Origin of the sequence: Cellulophaga baltica (assembly GCF_018861125.1) — a bacterium.
GTDB lineage: Bacteria > Bacteroidota > Bacteroidia > Flavobacteriales > Flavobacteriaceae > Cellulophaga > Cellulophaga baltica_A.
Window position 1 is genome coordinate 1 of record NZ_JAHKQN010000028.1, and the last position, 23,611, is coordinate 23,611.

A 23,611-nucleotide genomic window follows, 5' to 3' on the forward strand; every position below is an offset into this window, starting at 1 on the left:
AACCTGCTAATAAACTCACAGCAGCATCCCAGCGGTAAGCCGCACCTAATGAGAACTTCTCATTAATTAAAAAAGTAGCTGAAGCATCCACTTGTAAAGGAGCTCCTTTTACTGCTTTTACTAAAAATGCAGGTTTTAGTTTTAAGTTTCTATTCATATCAAAAACATACCCTGTTATAAAATAGATATTCAATCGTTCTTCTGCTAAAAAAGAATTGCTATCTCCATCAGAGCTATCAAAATGTTCTGTTTGTAAAAAGTTAGGAACGGACAAACCGCTATAGAATTTATCGGTATGGTAATACACCCCTGCACCAAAGTTGGGAGAGAATTTATTATCAATATTAGGCAGGTTACTCTCTGCACCGTAATTTCTAAGTTTTGTAAAATCTACATTTAAAAAGTGACCTCCAGCTTTTAATCCAAAAGAAAGTTTTCCTTCTTCAGAAATAGGAATGGTGTATGAGAAAGCACCATCGATATAGGTATCTTGATTGGTACCATTTCCTATTTCATCGTTCACGATAGACAAACCTAAACCTACTCTACGTGAAACAGGTGTATGCAAACTAAGGGTTTGTGTGGTTGGAGCACCATCAAGCCCCACCCATTGTGAACGGTGTAAGGCCGCAATACTAAACACCCCTCGTGATCCTGCATAAGCAGGATTCACCGCTAGGGTATTGTACATGTACTGGGTATATTGTGCATCTTGTTGTGCAGTAAGGGATTGGAAGCCTGCGAAAACAAATAATACGAGTATGATATATTTATTCATAATATAATTTTTATGCTAAATTGATTTCTTTGATGATTGATTATCGGTTAATGTATAAGTATCCTGATTTGCTAAGGTTCTGACCATCGTTCTCATATTTTACAATATAGAAGTAAACCCCTACTGGTAATTCTGAATCTGTACTTATTGTTACACGACCATTAGAGGTTCCTGTAAATACATCACTCACATTATCATAACCAGACATCTCATAGACAACCACACCCCAACGGTTATAAATCTGAACCGTATTATTCGGGAATGATTCAATATTCTCAATACTAAAGAAATCATTCACTCCATCACCATCAGGAGTAAGAACTTCATTTGATATAGCGATACCCGTATCCACCACTTCTTCATTACAGCCAGCACTCAATGTTGGAACACCTCCAATAGAATCACAAGGATCTAATGGATCGGTACCATCAATAGTTTCTTGACCATCAGAGATGGTGTCACCATCACTGTCTTCATTATCAGGATCAGTGCCAATAGCGTCTTCCTCTGAAGTAGTTAACCCATCAGCATCACAATCGCTATCTGGTAATGCAGTTCCACCATCATGATCACAGTCATCTAATGGATCCGTATTATCCAATACCTCTTGACCATCTAATATAGTATCTCCATCAGTATCTGGATCAGTAGGATCTGTGCCTAAGGCTAGTTCTTCTGCATTTGTCAAGCCATCATTATCAGTATCACAAAGTGGATGATTTGAATCAGGGTCACAAGCATTTAAAGGATCACTAGTTCCATTAGGAATTAATATTGTATTTGGATTATCAATTCCTGTGCTTTCTTCGCAATCAGTTAATCCATCACCATCAGTATCAGTAGTATCTGAACATTCTACTGTAATAGCTACGTTACCCGTATCAGTAAGTCCATCTTCATCTTCTAGCGTATAATCAAATTCTGTACTTGTACTCCCTGCAGGAGGTGTTACATTTAATGTACCATCGGTTAATAATTCTACAATAGTTCCATCAGTTAAAGTTACACTAGAACCAGGAGTAATGGCTAAAGGATTAGCCGTATCAGCAGGATCAATAATTTCAGTTATTGAAAGATTAGCATTATCTCCATCAGGATCATCATCACCCGTTAATACATCTACATTTGTCGCTACAGCAGGATCTAAAGTCACGATTTCATCATCTGCTACTGGAGGTTGATTTACTGTTAAAATAGCACTATCAATTAGTGATACGCATAAATTATTAGGATGCGTTACTAAAACAAAATATTCATTACCGCTTAAACTGTTATTAGTTGAAATATTTAATGTATTTGTGGAAGTATTAGTATATGTAGCATCATCTGATAGTAATACGCCCCCAGAATTTGGGTCGCCAAGATACCATTGGTACACAAAAGATGATGATAGATCTGTTGCAGATGTTCCTGTATAGTCAGGAGTGGTTGTAGGTGCAGTACCCGTATAATCAGTGGTACCCGTTGCAAGCGCTACAACCTGAAAAGTAGCCGTAGTGCTTGGATCTTCAGTCTGATCTGTAGGTGCTGTGGTAATACTTGCTTCAACAGCTGTAGTCTCGTCGGCATTCATCCCATCATAAGCTCCTGAAATATCACCTCCTCCAGTTACTTGACCATTAACATCTACAGTAGTAGGAGCATCGCCTAAAATACCATCACCGTCATCATCTGTACCACCAGATTCTATAACATCATTACACCCATCGTTATCACTATCTAAATCTAAATAATCAGGTGTGCCATCTAGGTCAGAATCAATACAATAGCTACTGAAATGAATATCATCTAATGCCATATATTCAGCTTCGTTACATGTAGTTCCAGAATCACCTATTTGTCTATTATTTATATTTTCAACTTTTATTGAAATAATATCTAAATCTGCTAATACAGTAGCCAAGTTACTCCCAAAATTAGAGGTGGTTAATTCTACATTTATATTATGCCATTGACCACTGTTAACAAGACTACCTACTAGTCCTGTAAGTGGATAAGTTACAGAAGTACCTCCACCAGACAATACAATAATCATATCACTAGTAGTTGGTGTAGAACCTCCATATACTCCATTAATCCAGTTGAAATTAAGACTTCCATTATCAGCTAAGCTAGACAAGTCTAAATTTAAATCAGATGAATTTTCAAAGTAAACATTACCTGCAGTTTCATCTGTCCATAAAATATAATTGGAACTAGATGGACTGTTAGGTATACTTGAAAAATCACAATTTTGGTTAGTCAAAAGAGCTGTAGAATGTACTGTATTGCCATTATTTCCACCAGCATTATTATTATCAACAATCCAACCTTCATTAGTAGATTCGAAATTAATAGAGTATGTGGTAGCATTGCATTCAACACTATCTAAAATTCCATCATTGTCATCATCTAAATCTAATATATCATTTACACCATCACTATCGGCATCTGCTACAGTAACTGTAACTGTTGCTATACTGCAATTTGTAGGATATGCAATTTCGCAAATTTGATATTCTAAAGTATAAGTTCCATCTGGGGTATTAGCATCTATCGTAATTAAACCAGTCGCAGGGTCTATAGTTCCAATAGTATTTATACCATTAGGGTCAGCAGTTATTGTAATATCTGTACCTATTACAGGGGTGTTTCCACCTAAAACATCGTTGTCAACAATACTTGCTGTAGTGGTTTCACCAGAGGCAAAGACACCTATAAGATTATCATCTATAGCTTCTATACAGTTATTAAATTTGATTGTTGGTGATTCAAAAAAACAACCTGTGGCTTGCTGTACTCTTACGTAGTATTCTCCTGCAACTGTAGGAGAGAACGTATTTGTAGTTCCTGTACTACCTTGAGAAACCTCATCTAAAAACCATTCATAATCTTGGTATCCACTAGGAGCTTCTAAAGTTGTAGAAATACTATTAGTTAAACATTCTGAACCAGATGAAGTTATTTGCACATCAGGGACAGTATCAAAACCAGAGAAATAACCGGCATAACCAGATATAGAACCTACACCTCCAAAAATTCCTACGGCAGTAGGTCCATCAGCAATAATACTTACGTTTCCTGATAAATTGGATGGATCTGGTTCATAAAAATAGGTCAAGTAATTAGAAGTTCCTGCAACTGCAGAAAAATTAGAGCTTGGTATAACTACTGAGCCATTGTTATCATCAGTTATTGTAATTGTGGTAACTGTAGCATCAGCGACTATTGTGATAGCCGAAAAGTTTGCAGTTCTACCTGCCATATCTTGAATATTCGAAATATTATCTACGGCAGTAGGCAATAAACAATTGGCTGGAGGTATAAAATTCATACCTACTGTAGGTCCATTTTCTTGGCCTGCTGTGTTTTGATAAACATATACATTTTTAGATGTGGTAATCAACATATTCTCACCAGGGTCTGTTCCTGAATAATTAGAGCCATCCACTTTATAATACTCTCCTGCGTTAATAGTAGTTAACAAATTAGCCGGATTTGTTGGATCATTTGTGTATACTTCTGTATTATCTTCTGTAGCTACTACAATACCAAATTCATTAACATTGTTGGTAGACTCACCTCTAATTAAAACATATTCTTTTCCTAAATAATTAATAGGCACAGGCTGATCCATACCGGCATCAGCACCATTATTACCTGTAGCCATAACTAATTGTCCGTTTGAAATTGCAATTGGGTTATTAGAGGTAATACTAGCTCCTAACCACCCGTCTCTATTTATTGTACCACTACTAATAGTAGTTGTGGCAACTGTTTCTAAAACATAAGATTCACCTGCATTTAATGTTATAGTAACGCTATCATCATTTTTTCCATCAACTATTGTTCCTTCTCTAAAAGTAACATCAGTATCATAACCTGAAATATTTATTATTGTTCCATCTTGTGTAGCATACATTCCTAAACTAGTAGAAATTGCATTAGATCCTGCGCTATTATTATTAGGTAAACCACCCCATCTAAATTCAGTTCCTAAAGCTTTTGTTCCTTTGGCAGTTAAAGAACCGGTCTGATTGCTAGATGATATTCTGTAGTTTACATAAAAATTTTCATTTCCTTGTGACTCAAAACGCATACCTGAACCAGTTTGAACAAAACCTGTTTGTGCATCAGAAAGTTGAATTATACCATCGGTAGCACCTTCTGGTGTGCCGTCACCTGTAATATCAGTATTGAAAATATCTATTATTTGTGGAGTAGTATTTGATAAACCTATAACGGTATATGATGGTGTTGTTGCATTACCATAATAAACATCAACGTTAAAACTCGTAGCAACACTTGTTGATAAGTAAATAGCCTGCCCCTGTCCTGTAGCACTAGTAGCTATACCATCTTTCATTGGAGGTAAGTAATGTATATTATCTGACTGGGCAAAAGTTTTACCTGTACTAAAAACTATAACTATCAAAATTAATAGTATATTTTTTAATTTAAAGGAAGATTTTTTCATAAGATGATTTTTAATGGTATTGTTTAAGTTGGTTTCCTTTTTAAGGGTTCAATAAAATATTTTACATGACAATTGTTCAAATTGTAATATAAATATAAGTATATTAACAAGAATAAACTTACTTATAATGGTGTTTTAGCTTAACATGTAGAATATATTCTGATATATTATTATTTACAAATAGAAAAAAATGATATTAAATAATTGGGTTTATGTTGTCAAACAACTATAAAAATGTGGTATAATCAGAAAAAGTGTCGGTGAATGGAATTAAGGTGTTAAATCTCTATTTAAAAATAAGTAGTTTTGAAGCCACTTATACAACTATTAGTAAGATCTATTTTAAAAAAATAAAATAAAATACTTTTTTAAAAAAAGATGCGTTTTAAATTCATCAAACTAAAAAATCACTTATGAACGGAGATCAAATTCTACAAGCTTTCGCTTATTTATTACCATCAGTAGTTACTGGTGTTGTTGCTTTTTATTTTTTTAGATTGCACACTAAAAATGAAGAAGGACGTAGAAGATTTATGCTTCAAAAAGATACTCAAAAACAAACTTTACCAATTAGGTTGCAAGCGTATGAACGTATGGTATTATTTTTAGAACGTATTTCGTTACCAAGCTTAGTCGTTAGAGTTGCTCCACAATCACAAGATAAAGCAGCTTATGAGGCTTTATTAATTAAAAGTATCGAAACAGAATTTGACCATAATTTATCACAACAATTATATTTATCTGATGAATGTTGGAATATTATTAAAGCAGCTAAAAGTGCGACTATACAATCTATTAGAAAAGCAGCATTAAGCGATGCTGAAAATTCAGATAAATTTAGAGAAGATATTTTAAGTGATACAATGGACAAAGCTTCACCTTCAGGTACAGCATTAGCTTTTGTTAAAAAAGAGATTGGTGTTTTGTGGTAGATTTATTTACTTTTAAATTTTTCTTCAGCATAACTAAAACCTTGTAACCACCACTCATGCATTAACTTTTTATTAAAAACTAATGAGTTTTCGGTAAGTTTGGTTGGTGTATAGTATAAATTCAATTTTACATTATTGAGTTTTGCTGCTAGTACACCTTCTGATACATCATGGTATTCTATTTGATCAATTACAAAACCATAAATACTAAGCATTAAAGAAAAGGGGTTTTTACCTAAAACTTTATTTTGGTTTAGTTTTTCAGATTCTAGAATAATAGCATCAACTTCAGTAGCACCACGCCTTATAGCTTCACGAATAGGAACAACACAACCTAAGCCACCATCACCATATTCAAAACCATTTTTTTTAACGAGTGACATAAACGGAATATAATTACATGAAATCCAGATCCAGTCACAGAATTCATCATAATTAAATTCTTTTAATGCTTTATATTCTACTTTATTTTGTGATAAATTAGAAACCGTTACAACTACTTCTTTATTTGAGTTTTTTATAATCTCAAATTCTTCAGGTGAAAAGTTCTTTTTAATTGTTTTTCGTAATGCGCCACTTTCACCGAAAGTTCTTTTTCGTTTTAAAAATTGCAAAAATGTGGTAAAGTAATTGATGGTTACAAACTCTCTACCATCTTTCTTACGAACAACAAATGGATTTAAACTAAAAATAGAAAGTTGGTTAACGTTGGTATAAATATCATATAGCTTACCAACATTATTTAATGATAATTGTGGAATTAGTAGACTACCTGTTGATGTTCCTAAAAAAAGGTCATATTCTCTTTTTTCTATTTCCATTAAGTATTGCGCTACGCCACCAGCAAATGCTCCCTTACTTCCACCTCCACTAATTACTAATGCTTTCAATTGTGTTTATTTATTATGGTTCTAGTTGACTAATTTCTGAACTCTTAAATTTAGCATAGTTAAAGCCACTTTGCCACCAAGAGGTCATTTTTTCTTTTTCAAAAATAAGTGAATTAGTGGTTAATACTGTAGGTGTATAATAAAAATTAATAATTGAGTTGTTATGTTTTGCTACATATTTACCAATTCTGATATTTTGATGTTCAATACGGTCTAGCATAAAAGCAAACATATTGGTAAGTAATGAAAAAGCATTTTTAGAAGGCATTCTGTTTATATGGGTAACTTCAGTTTGTAAAATAATAGCATCAATAGTTGTAGCTCCTCTTTTTATTGCTTCTTCAATTGGTACCATAGACCCTAAACCTCCATCAGCATATTCACAACCATTTTTTTGAACTAATGACATGAATGGTGTATAGTTGCACGAGATCCAGATCCACTCACAGAACTCATCATACGTAAAATCATTTATTGATTTATATTCGGTTTTATTTAATGAAAGGTTAGAAACAGTTACTATAATATCTTTTGGACCATTTTTTAAAGTTTTGAATTCTTCTTTAGTAATAGCACGATTTATAAATTTTAATAAATTATAACTTTCCCCGAATGTTTTTTTACCTCTGTAGAAATTTTTAAAAACATTAAAATGGTTAATCCCTATAGTTTGTACACCATGTTTTTTGTGAGATATAAACGGACAATTACTAAATATATCATCTTGATTTACTGATGTATAAATCTCTTTTATTTTTTCTATTTTTTGAAGTGCTAAATGAGAAATTAAGAGACTTCCGGTTGATGTGCCAATAAAAAGATCATATTTATATTTATTTTCTTCTAATAAAAACTGAGCGACTCCACCTGCAAATGCACCTTTACTTCCACCTCCAGATATTACTAACGCTCTCATTTTTAATTTAATTTACTTTTAATATAATGATTTTCTTCTTCATTCAAATTCGGAAGCATTGCTTTAAATCTATTTTTATAATCTTCGTCTTTTAATAATTCATCCGTTAAACCACGTGCAAATTTTTTAAAACGCCAGCTGTGATGTGCTGTAGCTTGTAGTAAATTTTTTAAGTGAAAATCTGTAAACCCAAATGTTTGGTATAAATACTGAAAAGCAGTTTCTCTTGTCTCAGGACTATATTCTTTACCAGTATAACTTCCTAACTCATCATAATATTCTTTTGTTTTTAAACTGTTGTAATTTTCGGTTACTAATGCTAATGTTAGCCATAAGAGCCTCACATTCTTATCGGGGAAACCAATAGTAGTACTTGTTTTGTCTAAGTATAAATTTCTGTCTTCCGGGAAATTTAAAAATAATTTATATAAAGCATTTTCAATTGTTATATAACTTTTATCATTTAATAAAGATTCATACAATGCTTTAAGTTTGGTGTCAATTTTTGAAGTATTTTTTATTAAAGCTTGTCGAACTAATAACTCATTTGAGGTTAATATTTGCTTTTTAATAGTATTAGAAATTAGATGCTCAGAATACGTATTTAAAATATGTTTTTTTAGTTTAGTTGAAGTAGTATTAAAAAAAGTAGTGTCAATAGCTTTTATACTATCTATTGAAGTTTCTAATCCTGTAATATTTTTTTGAAGCGATAAATAAGTAGCAATACTTTCAGAATTATTTTTTAAATATTCGAATACTTTTTCTGTTGGAAATTGCTTTCCAGAAATCCACTCGCTATAAAAATCACTTAAATCTGTTTCACTAGCATGTTCCATTTCACTAATAAAATCTGAAATTTTCACATTCTCAAATTGATACTTTTCTAAATATCTTTTAATTCTTTTTTTAAAAGCCTTCGCTCCTACTTTATTTTTTAGCATTACAAGAGCCCAAGCTCCTTTTTCATAAAATGTTAAGCTACTAGCTTTGTCATTTGTTAGCGCTTCACCTTTATTATTTTCTGAATTTGATTGTAATATTTGAGCAGTATCATATAGTTTCCAGTAAAAATAATCTTCTCCAAAAATCTCTTTTTCAGCTAATAATGCATAATACGTAGCAAACCCCTCTTGTAACCAATGATGATGACCATCAACTTCGGTAACCAAATCTCCAAACCATTGATGTGCCAATTCATGAGCATTTACATTTACATAGTTTTTATCAATAAACGCATCTTCATCAATCATATATCCATCAGAAAAAATAGTAGCTGTTGTATTTTCCATTCCTGCATATAGAAAATCTTTTACGGGTATTTGCTTGTAGTTTTGCCAAGGATATGCAACTCCAATTTCATCTTCTAAAAAATCAAATATTTTCTTAGTATATCTATATGTTGGTTCTACGTTTAAACTGTCATTAGGGTAATAATACAGTTCAATTGGTATTCCACTTTTACTTTCTAAAACCTTAGCATTATAATCGCCAATGGCAAAAGCCAATAAATAACTACTTATTGGTTTTTCCATATCAAAAAACCAAGTTGTTGAAGTATCATTTGTCTTTTTATTAGTAAGTTTTCCGTTAGCTATTACTTCATAGTTTTTATCAAAAGTGATATTTAGGTCATATTCAACTTTTTCATTCATATCATCAAAACTAGGCAACCAATGACTGGTATATTTTCCTTGCCCTTGTGTCCAGACTTGATTATGGGTACTATTTTTATCCCAACCAATAAAATAAACCGTTTGCTTAGGTTTAGCTGTATATTCTAATTGTAAAGTGTAAGATTTATCTTTTTTTAGATTTTTTTTGATGATGATTTGTTCATCATTAGTTTTAAAAGTAACATTCTTATTTTTTAATTTGACAGAGGTAAATGTCATGTTTTTAGCATCTAAAAAAATAGAATCTATAGCTTGTAAAACTTTAAAATTATAAGTTACATTTCCTTTAATTTCCTTTGAATCAGGTAAAACCGAAATATTTAAAGTCGCTTTAGTAAAATCTACTTTCTCTTGTATTTGAGCGGTTAAACTTAAGCTCAATAAATATATAAATAGGACTATTTTGTAATGCATGCTTTTAAATTCTCAAAAATCAGTACCAAAATAAACAATTTGCTTTTTGTTCCTTTATAACTAAGCATTAAATTAGTCGCATGAATGCTAATTACCTACAAACTCCTATTGTATATTTAAAAGGCGTAGGCCCTAATAGGGCTGATTCTTTGCAATCGGAATTAGGTATTCGAACCTATCAAGATTTAGTAAACTTTTTTCCTAACCGATATATTGATAAAACACAGTATTATAAAATAAACCAGTTACAACGAAACGGAACTGATGTTCAGGTAATTGGTAAGATTACACATATAAAATCTGTAGAGCAAAAAAAAGGAAAACGTTTAGTCGCTACATTTACTGATGGTACTGGGCAAATGGATTTGGTCTGGTTTAGAGGTCAAAAATGGATTCGTGAAAATTTAAAACTAAATACCCCTTATGTTGTATTTGGAAAAACGAATTATTACAATGGCTTTTCTATGCCTCACCCTGAAATGGAATTACTTTCTGACCATGAAAAAGGAGTTAAAATTGCCATGCAACCCGTTTACCCTTCTACAGAAAAGTTAGCAAACAAAGGAATTACAAACAGGGTAATAAATAAATTAATTCAGCAATTATTTGCAGATATTAAAGGGCAATTTACAGAAGCTTTGTCACCCAAAATAATAAGTGCTTTAAACTTAATATCTAAGAGTGAGGCAATGTATAACATACATTTTCCTCAAAATCAAGAATTATTGGCTAAAGCCCAATTCAGATTAAAATTTGAAGAATTATTTTATATTCAACTACAGTTAATTGCCAAAAATATGTTGCACAAGCAACGTATAAAAGGCTTTACTTTTGATAAGGTTGGAACATTATTTACAGAGTTTTACAACAACCACTTACCTTTTGAACTTACCAATGCTCAAAAACGTGTTGTAAAAGAAATTAGGGCTGATTTAGGGAGTAATGCACAAATGAACAGACTATTACAAGGTGATGTTGGTTCAGGAAAAACAATTGTGGCATTACTAACCATGTTATTAGCTATTGATAATGATTTTCAAGCTTGTTTAATGGCACCTACTGAAATTTTAGCAAATCAACATTTTGTAGGTATTCAAGAGCTTTTAGCAAATATGAATATCAATATTGCACTGCTAACAGGCTCGGTAAAAAAATCGCAACGGAAGATAATTCATGAACAATTAGAAAGTGGAGAGCTTCATATATTAATTGGTACACATGCATTGCTTGAAGATAAAGTGCAATATAAAAATTTAGGACTTGCTATTGTAGATGAGCAACATAGATTTGGTGTTGCACAGCGTTCAAAATTATGGCATAAAAATACCATTCCGCCACATGTTTTAGTGATGACGGCAACTCCAATACCAAGAACATTAGCCATGAGTTTGTATGGCGATTTAGATATTTCAGTTATTGATGAATTACCACCAGGTCGTAAACCTATAAAAACTGTACACCGTTATGACTCCAACCGATTAAAAGTATTTCAATTTATTAGAGATGAAATAAAAATAGGAAGACAGATTTATGTTGTTTACCCATTAATCCAAGAATCTGAAGCATTGGATTATAAAGATTTAATGGATGGTTATGAGAGTATTGCCCGTGACTTCCCCTCTCCAGAATTTCAAATTTCAATTGTTCACGGACAAATGAAACCTGATGATAAAGAATATGAAATGCAACGTTTTGTAAAGGGTGAAACGCAAATAATGGTTGCAACTACAGTTATTGAAGTTGGTGTAAATGTACCAAATGCATCAGTAATGATTATTGAAAGTGCAGAGCGTTTTGGCTTATCACAATTACATCAATTACGTGGCCGCGTTGGTCGTGGTGCCGATCAAAGTTTTTGTATTTTAATGACCAGTCATAAATTATCTGCAGAAGCAAAAACACGTTTAGAAACCATGGTGCGAACCAATGATGGATTTGAAATAGCAGAGGTTGATTTAAAACTCCGTGGACCTGGAGATATTATGGGAACACAACAAAGTGGTATGTTGAATTTAAAAATTGCCGACATTGTAAAAGATAATGACATATTAAAAACAGCACGCTATTATGCTATTCAAACTTTAAAAGAAGACCCAAAACTTGAAAAAGACGAGAATTTTGTAATAAATTACACTTATGCACAACTTATTAAACATAAAAATATATGGAAGTATATTAGTTAAATTATTTGAACCAATTTTTGTGTTTTATTATAATTAATAGAAGCTTATATTTAAGCTAATTTTTCTAATCGGTAAAAACCAAACCCGAACAAAACTCATATAATTTTAAAAATTTGTGCTTATGTTTCTTTGCAATATTATTTTCATGTAGTTCAAATTCCATTGAAAAAATTGGGCAAATTAAGAAAGTGGTACTATTGAAGATTCTTTTATTGTTGAGAATTTTATTTTTGCAGGACCTTTAAAAATAAAAATTAACAATGTTGTTGTGACAGTATTAAAGTTCTAGGAAGTGATTTTTGGATGGAAAAAAGTATTGGGTTTACAATTTATGTACTGCTGAAGATTCACATGCTGATGAAGTCCATGGTACTGTTAAAAGGTAAAAATAACAGGTGCCAAAACCACACGTATATCAATGATTTTTTTGATATGGCAGTAAACGAGCTTACAGGTTATTACCAATCCAATGTTACTATATTTTTACATACTAATGATGAAGGTGCCGGTATTGATGGTATTCTTATAGAAAATAACTGGCTCATAGGTGGTAATTGGTGCCTACCTATTGAAGAAGGAATGACTAACCTCATTATATAAACAAACTTGTTTTGTGCAAGCTATTATTTCTAGTAAAATAGAGATAAAGCTTAGTATGTATTTATAGATGGGTTTTACAATTATGGTTGATTAGTTTATTATAATTTTTATTCTGGAAAAATGAGATTATCTTGATCCAAGGTTATACTAGCAGAAAAATTTTCTATGGTTATATAAGCCACTGCTTCTCCACGACTATCTCTTGTTTGTAAATCACCTGTGATATAAACAACTTCATCAATAGGCATGAAAAAACTAAAACTGGCATCATCTACTTCTGGTATATCTCCCCAAGAAACCGATGATGACCCTAAACTGACTCCTGAAATTGAAATAGCCTTAACTGTAGCATCACCATAATCTCCTTCATCATTAGACACTAACCTTATTGTAATTTCTGTTCCTGCATTAGCATACAGTTCTCCTGTTATTTCATTAAAAAAAGGCATAGGAGTCATAACTGTGATAGTGTACTCTTGTATAGAATTATCCTCTGCTGTAACTGTATAAACAACAGGATTCGAAAAGTCTTGTGCTACATCTGAAGCAGGACTTATTGTTTCTCCCGTATGTACTATTGTTGGTGTTAATGAACTTACATCTGTTCCTGCTGGTAATGTTAAGGCTATATCTGTATCTGTTATGGTTCCTTCAACCTCATCAATGGTAAATTGTGTAATACTATTTGTTGTATTTAATGTTGGTGATGTAACAGTAACTGTGTATTCTTGTGTAGAACTGTCCTTTGCTGTAACTGAATAAACAACAGTATCGGTAAAGTCTTGTGCTGTACCTGAAGCAGGACTTATTGTTTCACCCGTATGTACTATTGTTGGTGTTAATGCACTTACATCTGTGCCTGCTGGTAATGTTAAGGCTATATCTGTACCTGTTATCGTTCCATCAACTCCATGAATAGTAAATTGTGTAATACTATTTGTCGTACTTAATGTTGGTGATGTAACAGTAACTGTGTATTCTTGCGTAGAACTGTCCTCTGCTGTAACTGTATAAATAACAGGATCTGTAAAATCTTGTGCTACACCTGAAGCAGGACTTATTGTTTCGCCCGTATGTACTATTGTTGGTGTTAATGCACTTACATCTGTTCCTGCTGGTAAAGTTAAGGCTATATCTGTATCTGTTATGGTTCCTTCAACCCCATCAATGGTAAATTGTGTAATACTATTTGTTGTACTTAATGTTGGTGATGTAACAGTAACTGTGTATTCTTGTGTAGAACTGTCCTCTGCTGTAACAACATACATTATAGGATTTGAAAAATCTTGTGAAGTTTCAGAAGCTGGATTTACAGATACACCCGTATGTACTATTGTTGGTGTTAAAGCGGTAAGATCTGTCCCTGCTGGCAATTCTATATCAATTGTAGTATCTGTTATTGTCCCGTAAACATCATTGATACTAAAACTAGTTATTTCTTTTTCGGAAGAAATTGTTCCTGGAATCTCAAAAGACTCAAAAGTTACTGACTCAATATACTCTTGCTCGTTTGAATCTTTTAATAAAAATTCAATAGTGATAATTCCTACTTCTGTAGCTGTAAATTCTAATTCGTAAGTTCCTGGTGTAATTTCAATAAATTCACCTAAAGTTTCATCAACCCCTTCAGAAGTTGTTAAGGTACCAGTGCCTTCAGTAAAAGAGTAATTTCTTTCATAAGTTACTTCTTGTTCTTCTGTTTCGGAACCAAGTACAATTGTAACTGTTTCTGTATCTCCGATTAGTAATTGACCTGTGGATTCTCTAGCCGTCCAAGTAACAGGAATATCAGAAATCGAATAAGTTACTATTACTTGTTCTGTAAAACCGAAAGAATCTTCTGCAGTAAAAACTATAGTGTGGTCTCCTACTTCTGTAGGTATATAATTAAGTGATGCTGTTAATGGGTCTAATGCTATTTTTTCTCCTTCAGAAATACTAGTTCCTGATTCATCTTCAAAATAACCCGATCCATTATTAATTTTATACGAATAAATATAATTATAGCCTTCTACTAATTCTTCAGGACTAACTGTTATAGCAGTTGCTAATGCTGTATTTATATAGCTCTCAGATACATGAGTTTCTGTTAATTCAAATTCTACCTCAGTATATAAACCAACTTGTTTTGTACACGCTAGTATTACAAGTAAAATAGAGATAAAACTTAAAATGTATTTATATTGGCTTTTCATTGTAGTTGATGATATTTTTTACTAAAAAAAACATTTTAATTAACAACTTGAATATTTCCTGTTCCTGTTACATTTTCGAATACGGCTTGAATACTATATTCATAAGTTCCGGGAGGTATAGCATCAGTAACAATAGCTTCTGAATTACCTGAAGAAGCAAAGTTAAACCAACTTCCTTCTCCTTCTATTGTAAATGTAATTTCAGCACCCACTCCAAGTCCGACAGCATTTATATTTACACTAAACACAATTGACCCATTCTCAATAATTAAGGTTCCACTTGCTGAATTTAATGCAGGTGTAACATAAGTTCGATCACTAAAAGTTGCAGTCGGTGTTGGTTCACTTACAATAATTTCAATTGTGGCTGTATCTGATAATTCAGATGCACCATCATCAGTAACAGTAAGTATTACTTGATATGTACCTGCTGTTGTAAAACTATGTGAAGGATCAGCTTCAATAGAGGTGTTTCCATCTCCAAAATCCCATAAATAGCTTAGTTCATCATCATCATCATCATAAGAGTTGCTTCCTGTAAATTGTACTTTTAACGTAGCTGCTCCTGAAGATACATCAGATGTTGCTACTGCAACAGGTCGAGTTTGAGATACGGCTATAACATTAATTGTTATAACTCCCGTATCTGATAAACCATCTTCATCAATAATTTCATATGTTATTTCATCCACTCCTGTCGTTTGTTGACTAGGTGTATATTCTATTATTTGTTGTCCATAATATCTTGATTGACCAAAACTAGAAAATTCAATAATACTAATAGTTAAATTTGTAGCATCAGTAAAGTCATCACTAATAAATGAACTTAGACGAATCAAGTTTTCTTCTGTATTGGCGTTAATATCAACACTAAAATCTTCAGCAATAGGTGCTTCATTTTGAATATCATCAGTAATAGTTATAGAAATTATACCCGTATCTACTCCTGATCCATTATCACTAGGTTGATCACTAACTTGATAAGTAATTTCATCTTCCCCATTATAATATGGATTCGGAGAATATAAAATTGATGTACCGCTAACAGCAGAATTTCCATATTCAGCAGGACTTGTAATTGTAATAACCAACTCTTCACTATCAGCATCACTAAAATAAGGTGTTAAATCTATTGTATGAGTTTGACTTGTTGTACTTTCTTCAAAGGTTACACTAAAATCTTCAGCAACTGGAGCTTGATTTGGTTCGGAAACTACAATTTCAAATGTAGACTCTGTACTAGATAATGCTGGTGTACCATTATCCGTTACAATAAGGGACACTTCGTAAGTTCCTGCTGTGGCATATGAATATGTTGGATTCTCTAATGTAGATGTTCCTATATTGTCTCCAAAATCCCATGCATAAGTTATTGTATCTCCATCAGAGTCAAGAGAACTACTACCATCAAATTGAACGGTTTCAGTTGTGATTGCCGTATCTGGTCCAGAAGCAAGAGCAGTTGGTGCATTGTTTGCACCAATCACTGTTATTTCAACCGTGGCTTCTGTACTAGATAAAGCAGGTGTACCATTATCCGTTACAATAAGCGACACTTCATAAGTTCCTGCTGTTGTAAAAGTATATATAGATGTTGCTTCTGTAGAAGCTCCTAAATTATCTCCAAAATCCCATGCATAAGTTAATGTACCTTCATCAGGATCATTTGCATTTGCTACAAATAAGACGTCTAAAGGAGCTGTACCTGATAGTGGGTTTGCAATAATGCTAGCCGTTGGAGCTTGATTGTCTTCGGTTACCGTTATAGTAATAGTTGCCTCTGTACTTGATAAGCTAGGTGTACCATTATCAGTTACAATAAGAGATACTTCATAAGTTCCTGCCGTAGTATAAGAATAACTAGGATTTGCTGTAGTTGATGTTCCTATACCATTTCCAAAATCCCATGCATAGGTTAGAGTATCACCATCTGGATCTGTAGAAGTACTCCCTGTAAATTGTACATCTAATGTAGCCGTGCCCGAAGTTACATCTGAGGTCACTACTGCTGTTGGTGCCTGATTAGCATCTGTAACCGTCATAGTAATAGTATCTTCTGTACTTGATAAAGCAGGTGTACCATCATCAGTTACGATTAGCGATACTTCGTAAGTTCCTGCTGTTGTATAAGAATAACTAGGATTTGCTGTAGTTGATGTTCCTGTACCATCACCAAAATCCCATGCATAGCTTAGAGTATCTCCGTCTGGATCTGTAGAAGTACTCCCAGTAAATTGTACATCTAATGTAGCTGTGCCCGATGTTACATCTGAGATAGCTACTGCTGTTGGTGCTTGATTAGCATCTGTAACCGTTATGGTAATAGTATCTTCTGTACTTGATAAAGCAGGTGTACCATCATCAGTTACGATTAGCGATACTTCGTAAGTTCCTTCTGTTGTATAAGAATAACTAGGATTTGCTGTAGTTGATCTACCTGTACCATCTCCAAAATCCCATGCATAGGTTAGAGTATCACCATCTGGATCTGTAGAAGTACCCCCTGTAAATTGCACATCTAATGTAGCTGTTCCCGATGTTACATCTGAGGTCACTACTGCTGTTGGTGCCTGATTAGCATCTGTAACCGTTATGGTAATAGTATCTTCTGTACTTGATAAAGCAGGTGTACCATCATCAGTTACGATTAGCGATACTTCGTAAGTTCCTGCTGTTGTATAAGAATAACTAGGATTTGCTGTAGTTGATGTTCCTGTACCATCTCCAAAATTCCATGCATAGCTTAGAGTATCACCATCTGGATCTGTAGAAGTACTCCCTGTAAATTGTACATCTAATGTAGCTGTGCCCGAAGTTACATCTGAGGTCACTACTGCTGTTGGTGCCTGATTAGCATCTGTAACCGTAATATCATGAGAAAATTCATCACTTGATAAACTAGGATTTCCATCATCTGTTACTGTTAATGTTACAGTATATGTACCTGGAGTATCAAAAATAAATTCAGGACCCATTAAATTTGAAGTTTGTCCATCGCTAGTATTCCATGTATAAGTTAAATTATCACCATCAGGGTCCGAAGATCCATCTCCTTCAAAAAATGCAATTTGACCAGTATTATTAATTAATGGTCCTGAAATATCAGCTGTTGGCGCCTGATTAGCATCAGTAATCGTAATATCATGAGAAAATTCATCACTTGAAAAACTAGGATTTCCATCATCAGTTACTGTTAATGTTACAGTATAGGAATCTGCAGTGGTATATGAATGTATAGGATTAGCTTCAGTGGATGAGTTTCCATCTCCAAAATCCCATGCATACGTTAAATTATCACCATCAGGGTCAGAAGAGCCACTACCATTAAAAGTAACGGTTTCACCAGTGCTAGCTGAAGTTACAGTATTAATATCAGCTGTTGGTGATTGATTTTCTTCTACAATAACCGAAGCAGTATATATTTGATTAGAACCATCTTCTGCAGTTACCGTGTAAGTTACTGGATTAGTGAAATCTTGTGCATCACCATTATCAGGATTTACAGAAGCACCTGTATGTGTTATACTTGGTGATAAAGAAGTCACATCAGTACCAGCAGGCATAGTAACAGTAATATTAGTTCCAGAAATAACACCATTAACTCCATCAATTGTAAAAACAGTTATGTCATTCGAACTACTTGTTTCTACAATAACCGAAGCAGTATATATTTGATTAGAACCATCTTCTGCAGTTACCGTGTAAGTTACCGGATTAGTGAAATCTTGTGCATCACCATTATCAGGATTTACAGAAGCACCTGTATGTGTTATACTTGGTGATAAAGAAGTCACATCAGTACCAGCAGGCATGGTTATAGTAATATCAGTTCCAGAGATTATACCATCAACTCCATCTATACTAAATGAGGTAATATCTTTATTTTCAATAAGTTCAGGAGCTGTTACTGTAACTATATAACTTTGCGTAGTTTCATTTTCAGCAGTAACAATGTAAGTTACCGAGTTAGTAAAATCTTGTGCAGTTCCAGATTCAGGAGTAATGCTTACGCCTGAATGAATTATTTCAGGAGTTAAAGAACTAAGATTGGTATCCTCAAGCAGTACAAGTTCAATAGTATTATCTGTAATAATACCAACAACATCATTAATAGTGAAAGATGTGATATCATTATCAGAAGCGAGTTCTGTAACAACTTCAAAAGAAACAGTAGCGTTAAATTCTTGACCGTTAGAATCTTGCAATAAAAACTCTAAAGTGTTTATTCCTAATTCACTAGGTATATATTCTAACTCATAAGTATCAGGAGTAATCTCTACCCATTCATTTGTTGTTTCAGCATTACCAAATGGAGAACTGTATAAATCACCATTACCTTGTGTAATACTATAATTTCTTTCATAAGTAACTTCAGTTTCTTTAGCTTCATTACCTAAAGTAACGGTAATGGTTTGAGAAGAATCTAAAAGTACTGGTCCTTCTGGTCCTGTTGCAGTCCAAGTAATAAGAATGTTTGCAATACTATAAGTAATTATAATTTGTTCTGAAATACCAAAATTATCTTCTGCTGTAAAAATGATAGAATGATCACCAATAGCTGTAGGAATATAAGTAATAGAAGTTGATAATGGCGAAAAAGATACCTTTTCCCCTTCACTAAAAGAGATACCATCTTCATCTAAAAAATAGCCTTCACCGTTATTTATGTTATAAGAATATGAATACTCATATCCTTCTACTAATTCTTCAGGAGTAACGGTTAGTGTAGTCACTAAAGTAGAATTAATAAATCCATCTGCCTCATGAGCTTCTGTTAATTCAAATTCTACCTCAGTATATAAACCAACATCTTTAGTACATGCCAATATAATGACTAGTATAGAGATAAAGCTTAATATGTATTTATAGGTTGGTTTTTTCATTGTGGTTAAATATGTGTTTATTTATTGTGGCATGGCATTTTCATTATCCATGATAAAAATAGATTCTCCTATTTCTTCGCCACTAAGATAGATATAAACTAAAGTTCTCGAATCATTTAGGCTACTGTCTTCTTCCAAATGATAACCTGTAAAGTAAAGAAATCCATCTTCAGGCATTTGGAATTCATCACTTGTAATTTCTCCTCCATCAAAAGACCAGCTATTATGTATACTTTGGTCAAATGCATATTTATCATTAGTTATATAAATATTAGCTTCCCCTTCTCCTTCACTTATTGATTCAACTTGAATATTAAAAATTGTTCCTGCGGGTGCTGTAAAAATACCTGTAGAAGGGTCAAATGTTATCTCAGTTGTACAACTTAAAGAAATATTGTTTGTAAAAAAATCTCCTGATATATTTTCATCTGCGTCACCGCTTTCGGTATCCGTTGCTATAACTACTATGTAATGACCATCTGTTATTTCTGTTGCACCGCTTACTAAATAAATATCATCAACTGTTAACATTTCGTCAATAGCAATATTTAGTTTACTTGAGTTTAAATATGTGTTATTACAATAATTACTTGTAGCAGTATCTTCGTCACTCCCTAAAAATTCAACTCGATGGTACTTATATGCTATTGTTTCTGAAACGGTAATAGAAATAATTCCATTTACAGAATTAGTTCCATCATCAACAGTATATGTAATTTGATCGTTACTAGAAAAATCAGCATTTGGAGTGTAATAAATTTCTGTTCCTGATAATGTAACTGTACCGTTTAAAGGCTCTCCACTTTCAGCTATACTCACAGTTAACGTATCTCCGTCGTCATCAGCTATTCTATCTGTAACATCTATTAAATTACTTGTTGAATTTTCTTCAACAGTTACATCAAAGTTTTCAGCTGTAGGTTCATTTCCTGATTCCAGTTCAACTGTTACTGTGTATTCTTGTGTAGAACTATTTTCTGCTGTAACCTTATAAACAACAGGATTCGTAAAGTCCTGTGCTACATCTGAAGCAGGACTTATTGTTTCTCCAATATGTACTATAGTTGGAATTAAAGAACTAACATCAGTTCCATAAGGTAATATAATGGTAACTTCATTTTCAGGATTATCAATAGTTATTCCTTCCACTTCAAAAGAAGTAATATCATTTATTGAACTTTCTTCAACTTCTAATTCAACTGTAACAATATATTCTTGTGTATCATCATTTTCTGCTGTAACAGTATAAGTAACTGGACTAGAAAAATCTTGCGCCGTATTATCTGGATCTATACTTACTCCATTATGGATAATCACTGGAGTAAGTGCTGTAACATCTGTTTCCGAAGGTAATGTAATAGTAAACTCATTTTCAGGGTTATCAATAGTTATTCCTTCTAATTCAAAAGAGTTAATTGAATTTGTATCACTTTCTTCTACCACTTCAAAACTTATAGTTTCTATTACTTCTTGTCCATTTGAGTCTTCTAATAAGAATTCAATAGTAACTGAACCTAGTTCTGTTGCTGTAAATTTTAACTCATAAGTTCCTGGTGTTATTTCAACTAACTCATCTAAAGTTTCATCAGCTCCTTCAGAAGTTGTTAACGTACCAGTGCCCTCAGTAAAAGAGTAATTTCTTTGATATGTAACCTCTTCATCTTCTGTTTCTGAACCCAATACAATTGTTATTGTTTCTGAATCACCAAGGAGTATTTGATCTGTATTAGCTGATGCTGTCCAAGTAACAGGAATATCAGAAATCGAATAGGTTGCTATTACTTGTTCCGTAAAGCCAAAAGAGTCTTCTGCTGTAAAAACTATAGTATGGTCTCCTATTTCGGTAGCAATATAATTAAGTGATGCCGTTAATGGGTCTAATGCTATTTTTTCTCCTTCAGAAATAGTAGTGCCTGATTCGTCTTCAAAATAACCAGATCCATTATTAATTTTATACGAATAGCTATAACTATACCCATCAACTAATTCTTCAGGAGTAACTGTAATTACTGTAGTCAATGCTGTATTTACATAACCTTCAGACTCATGAGTTTCTGCTAACTCAAATTCTACCTCAGTATATAAACCAACTTGTTTTGTACAAGCTAGTATTACTAGTAAGATAGAGATAAAACTTAGTATGCATTTGGTTGGTTTTTTCATATATATTACGGACATATAGTCCCATTTTGTACGATAAATGATACCGTATCATATTGAATTGGTAAATTAAGATTTGTTGATACAAAAAATTCATATTGTATAGCCTCACAATTACTAAATGGGCCTTCTAAGGTACCATTTGAAATACCTGAATTAGCAGTAAAAGGAATAGTTACAATATAACTCCCTCCATTATAATTAATGGTAGAAATATTTGGTAATCCTGACCTATCTTCATAATACATAGTAAATTCTACACCTTGTTCAATAGCAGTTGCATTTGGTGTAATATTAAAAGTTATCGTTGCTGTTGATGTTGTTACCGGACTACTTATATTATCAATAAAAAAAGAGAAACTGGGTTCAGGAGCTGCATTCACCGTAAAATCAATTTCTTGATAATTAGTAGCACCCAAATTATCAGTTACTGTTAACCTGAAGGTATATGTACCTTCTTCTAATGTATTAACCGTTGTAGATGAATTAGATGAATTGGAAATTGTAGCATTACCTCCATTAATTTTAGTCCATTCATATGATACAATGTTACCATCAGAATCAGTAGCTGAACCAGATAAGCTAACTGAATTAGTGGGTAGTATTATATCATTTACATTATCAATTTCTACTTCGGGTAATTGATTAGCAATTGTACTAATATTAATTGTTCCGGTACTTGTAAGTCCATTTTCGTCTTCTATTGTATAATCAAATCGGTCATTTCCTGTTGTTGCATCATAAGTTATCGTCTGTTGACCAGCTCCTATACTAGCAGTTCCATTAATAGGATTTTCAATACTAATTATAAACAGATTAACTCCTGTATATGTGTCATTTGCTAATACATCTAAAGTATTATTTGTTGAATTCTCAACTACTTGTAAATTATCTTCGATAGCTTCTGGGGGAACATTTTCTACTGCTACCTCTATATTAGAAGTTCCCGAGACTCCATTATGAGCCGTAGCAATTATAATACCATTTCCGTCAGCTACACCAGTTACTAATCCTGTACTTGAATTAACAGTGGCAATACTTGTATTACTAGAAGACCATGTTACTATTTGGTTTGTTGCATCAGTTGGAGTAATAGTAGCACTTAGTTGTTCCGTTTCCCCTACTTCTAAACTCACAGGATTAGAAGTAACTTCTACATTTGTTACAGCAACTTCTGAATTACTTACATTTACTTCTGTTGTAACTGATACTCCATTTTCAGTAGTTGCAGTTATAATGGCATCTCCTTCCGATATTCCTGTTACTTCTCCAGTACTGGAATCAACAATAGCAATACTTGTATCACTAGAAGACCATGTTACTGTTTGGTTTGTAGCATCAGTTGGTGTAATAGTAGCATTTAATTGTTGCGTTTCTCCTTCTTCTAAACTCACAGGATTAGGTGTTACTTCTACATTCGTTACTGTAACTTCCGCTTGACTTACACTTACTTCTGTTGTACCCGATACTCCATTTTCAGTAGTTGCAGTTATAATGGCATCTCCTCCCGATATTCCTGTTACTAAGC

General features: G+C 33.0%; 12 protein-coding genes. 3 read left to right on the top strand and 9 right to left on the bottom strand.

What is annotated here, in order from left to right:
- Both KO500_RS13460 and KO500_RS13465 read right to left on the bottom strand, forming a co-directional pair.
- Positions 1 to 778, bottom strand: a 778-nt coding sequence (locus tag KO500_RS13460; protein WP_215957080.1) for a PorP/SprF family type IX secretion system membrane protein, incomplete at its 3' end; no start/stop codon positions are given.
- A 40-nt stretch (positions 779 to 818) separates the two neighbouring features.
- Positions 819 to 5,234, bottom strand: a complete 4,416-nt coding sequence (locus KO500_RS13465; RefSeq protein ID WP_215957081.1) for a gliding motility-associated C-terminal domain-containing protein — start codon at positions 5,232 to 5,234, stop codon at positions 819 to 821.
- 413 nt (positions 5,235 to 5,647) lie between these two features.
- Here KO500_RS13465 and KO500_RS13470 point away from each other — a divergent pair, with 413 nt between their 5' ends.
- Positions 5,648 to 6,166, top strand: a complete 519-nt coding sequence (locus KO500_RS13470; protein WP_215957082.1) for a hypothetical protein — start codon at positions 5,648 to 5,650, stop codon at positions 6,164 to 6,166.
- A 2-nt stretch (positions 6,167 to 6,168) separates the two neighbouring features.
- Here KO500_RS13470 and KO500_RS13475 read toward each other — a convergent pair whose 3' ends face one another.
- The 3 genes from KO500_RS13475 to KO500_RS13485 are packed head-to-tail and all read right to left on the bottom strand — an operon-like array spanning position 6,169 to position 10,062.
- Positions 6,169 to 7,056, bottom strand: a complete 888-nt coding sequence (locus KO500_RS13475; protein WP_215957083.1) for a patatin-like phospholipase family protein — start codon at positions 7,054 to 7,056, stop codon at positions 6,169 to 6,171.
- A 13-nt stretch (positions 7,057 to 7,069) separates the two neighbouring features.
- Positions 7,070 to 7,972, bottom strand: a complete 903-nt coding sequence (locus KO500_RS13480; RefSeq protein WP_215957084.1) for a patatin-like phospholipase family protein — start codon at positions 7,970 to 7,972, stop codon at positions 7,070 to 7,072.
- Positions 7,973 to 7,974: 2 nt separating this feature from the next.
- On the bottom strand, positions 7,975 to 10,062 hold the full coding sequence (locus tag KO500_RS13485; RefSeq protein WP_215957085.1) for a M1 family metallopeptidase: 2,088 nt from the start codon (positions 10,060 to 10,062) through the stop codon (positions 7,975 to 7,977).
- 80 nt (positions 10,063 to 10,142) lie between these two features.
- Between KO500_RS13485 and recG the strand changes: the two genes are divergently transcribed.
- Both recG and KO500_RS13495 read left to right on the top strand, forming a co-directional pair.
- Positions 10,143 to 12,245: an ATP-dependent DNA helicase RecG gene (gene recG, locus KO500_RS13490; protein WP_215957086.1), complete on the top strand. Its 2,103-nt coding sequence runs from the start codon at positions 10,143 to 10,145 to the stop codon at positions 12,243 to 12,245.
- Positions 12,246 to 12,611: 366 nt separating this feature from the next.
- On the top strand, positions 12,612 to 12,845 hold the full coding sequence (locus tag KO500_RS13495; RefSeq protein ID WP_215957087.1) for a hypothetical protein: 234 nt from the start codon (positions 12,612 to 12,614) through the stop codon (positions 12,843 to 12,845).
- 107 nt (positions 12,846 to 12,952) lie between these two features.
- Here KO500_RS13495 and KO500_RS13500 read toward each other — a convergent pair whose 3' ends face one another.
- The 4 genes from KO500_RS13500 to KO500_RS13515 form a co-directional block, all read right to left on the bottom strand.
- Positions 12,953 to 15,040, bottom strand: a complete 2,088-nt coding sequence (locus KO500_RS13500) for a DUF5018 domain-containing protein (protein WP_215957088.1) — start codon at positions 15,038 to 15,040, stop codon at positions 12,953 to 12,955.
- 35 nt (positions 15,041 to 15,075) lie between these two features.
- On the bottom strand, positions 15,076 to 19,923 hold the full coding sequence (locus KO500_RS17510) for a PKD domain-containing protein (RefSeq protein ID WP_215957089.1): 4,848 nt from the start codon (positions 19,921 to 19,923) through the stop codon (positions 15,076 to 15,078).
- A gap of 21 nt (positions 19,924 to 19,944) precedes the next feature.
- Positions 19,945 to 22,101 (bottom strand): Ig-like domain-containing protein, encoded by a 2,157-nt coding sequence (locus tag KO500_RS13510; protein WP_215957090.1) that lies wholly within the window; start codon positions 22,099 to 22,101, stop codon positions 19,945 to 19,947.
- Positions 22,092 to 23,611: Ig-like domain-containing protein (locus KO500_RS13515; protein ID WP_215957091.1), on the bottom strand; the 1,520-nt coding region annotated here is incomplete at its 5' end. The genes KO500_RS13515 and KO500_RS13510, both read right to left, overlap by 10 nt.

Coding starts and splice junctions, on each gene's coding strand:
- KO500_RS13485 (WP_215957085.1), bottom strand. CDS start 10,062: ATGCATTACAAAATAGTCCTATTTATATATTTATTGAGCTTAAGTTTA.
- KO500_RS17510 (WP_215957089.1), bottom strand. CDS start 19,923: ATGAAAAAACCAACCTATAAATACATATTAAGCTTTATCTCTATACTA.
- KO500_RS13465 (WP_215957081.1), bottom strand. CDS start 5,234: ATGAAAAAATCTTCCTTTAAATTAAAAAATATACTATTAATTTTGATA.
- KO500_RS13510 (WP_215957090.1), bottom strand. CDS start 22,101: ATGTCCGTAATATATATGAAAAAACCAACCAAATGCATACTAAGTTTT.
- KO500_RS13495 (WP_215957087.1), top strand. CDS start 12,612: ATGGTACTGTTAAAAGGTAAAAATAACAGGTGCCAAAACCACACGTAT.
- KO500_RS13480 (WP_215957084.1), bottom strand. CDS start 7,972: ATGAGAGCGTTAGTAATATCTGGAGGTGGAAGTAAAGGTGCATTTGCA.
- recG (WP_215957086.1), top strand. CDS start 10,143: ATGAATGCTAATTACCTACAAACTCCTATTGTATATTTAAAAGGCGTA.
- KO500_RS13470 (WP_215957082.1), top strand. CDS start 5,648: ATGAACGGAGATCAAATTCTACAAGCTTTCGCTTATTTATTACCATCA.
- KO500_RS13500 (WP_215957088.1), bottom strand. CDS start 15,040: ATGAAAAGCCAATATAAATACATTTTAAGTTTTATCTCTATTTTACTT.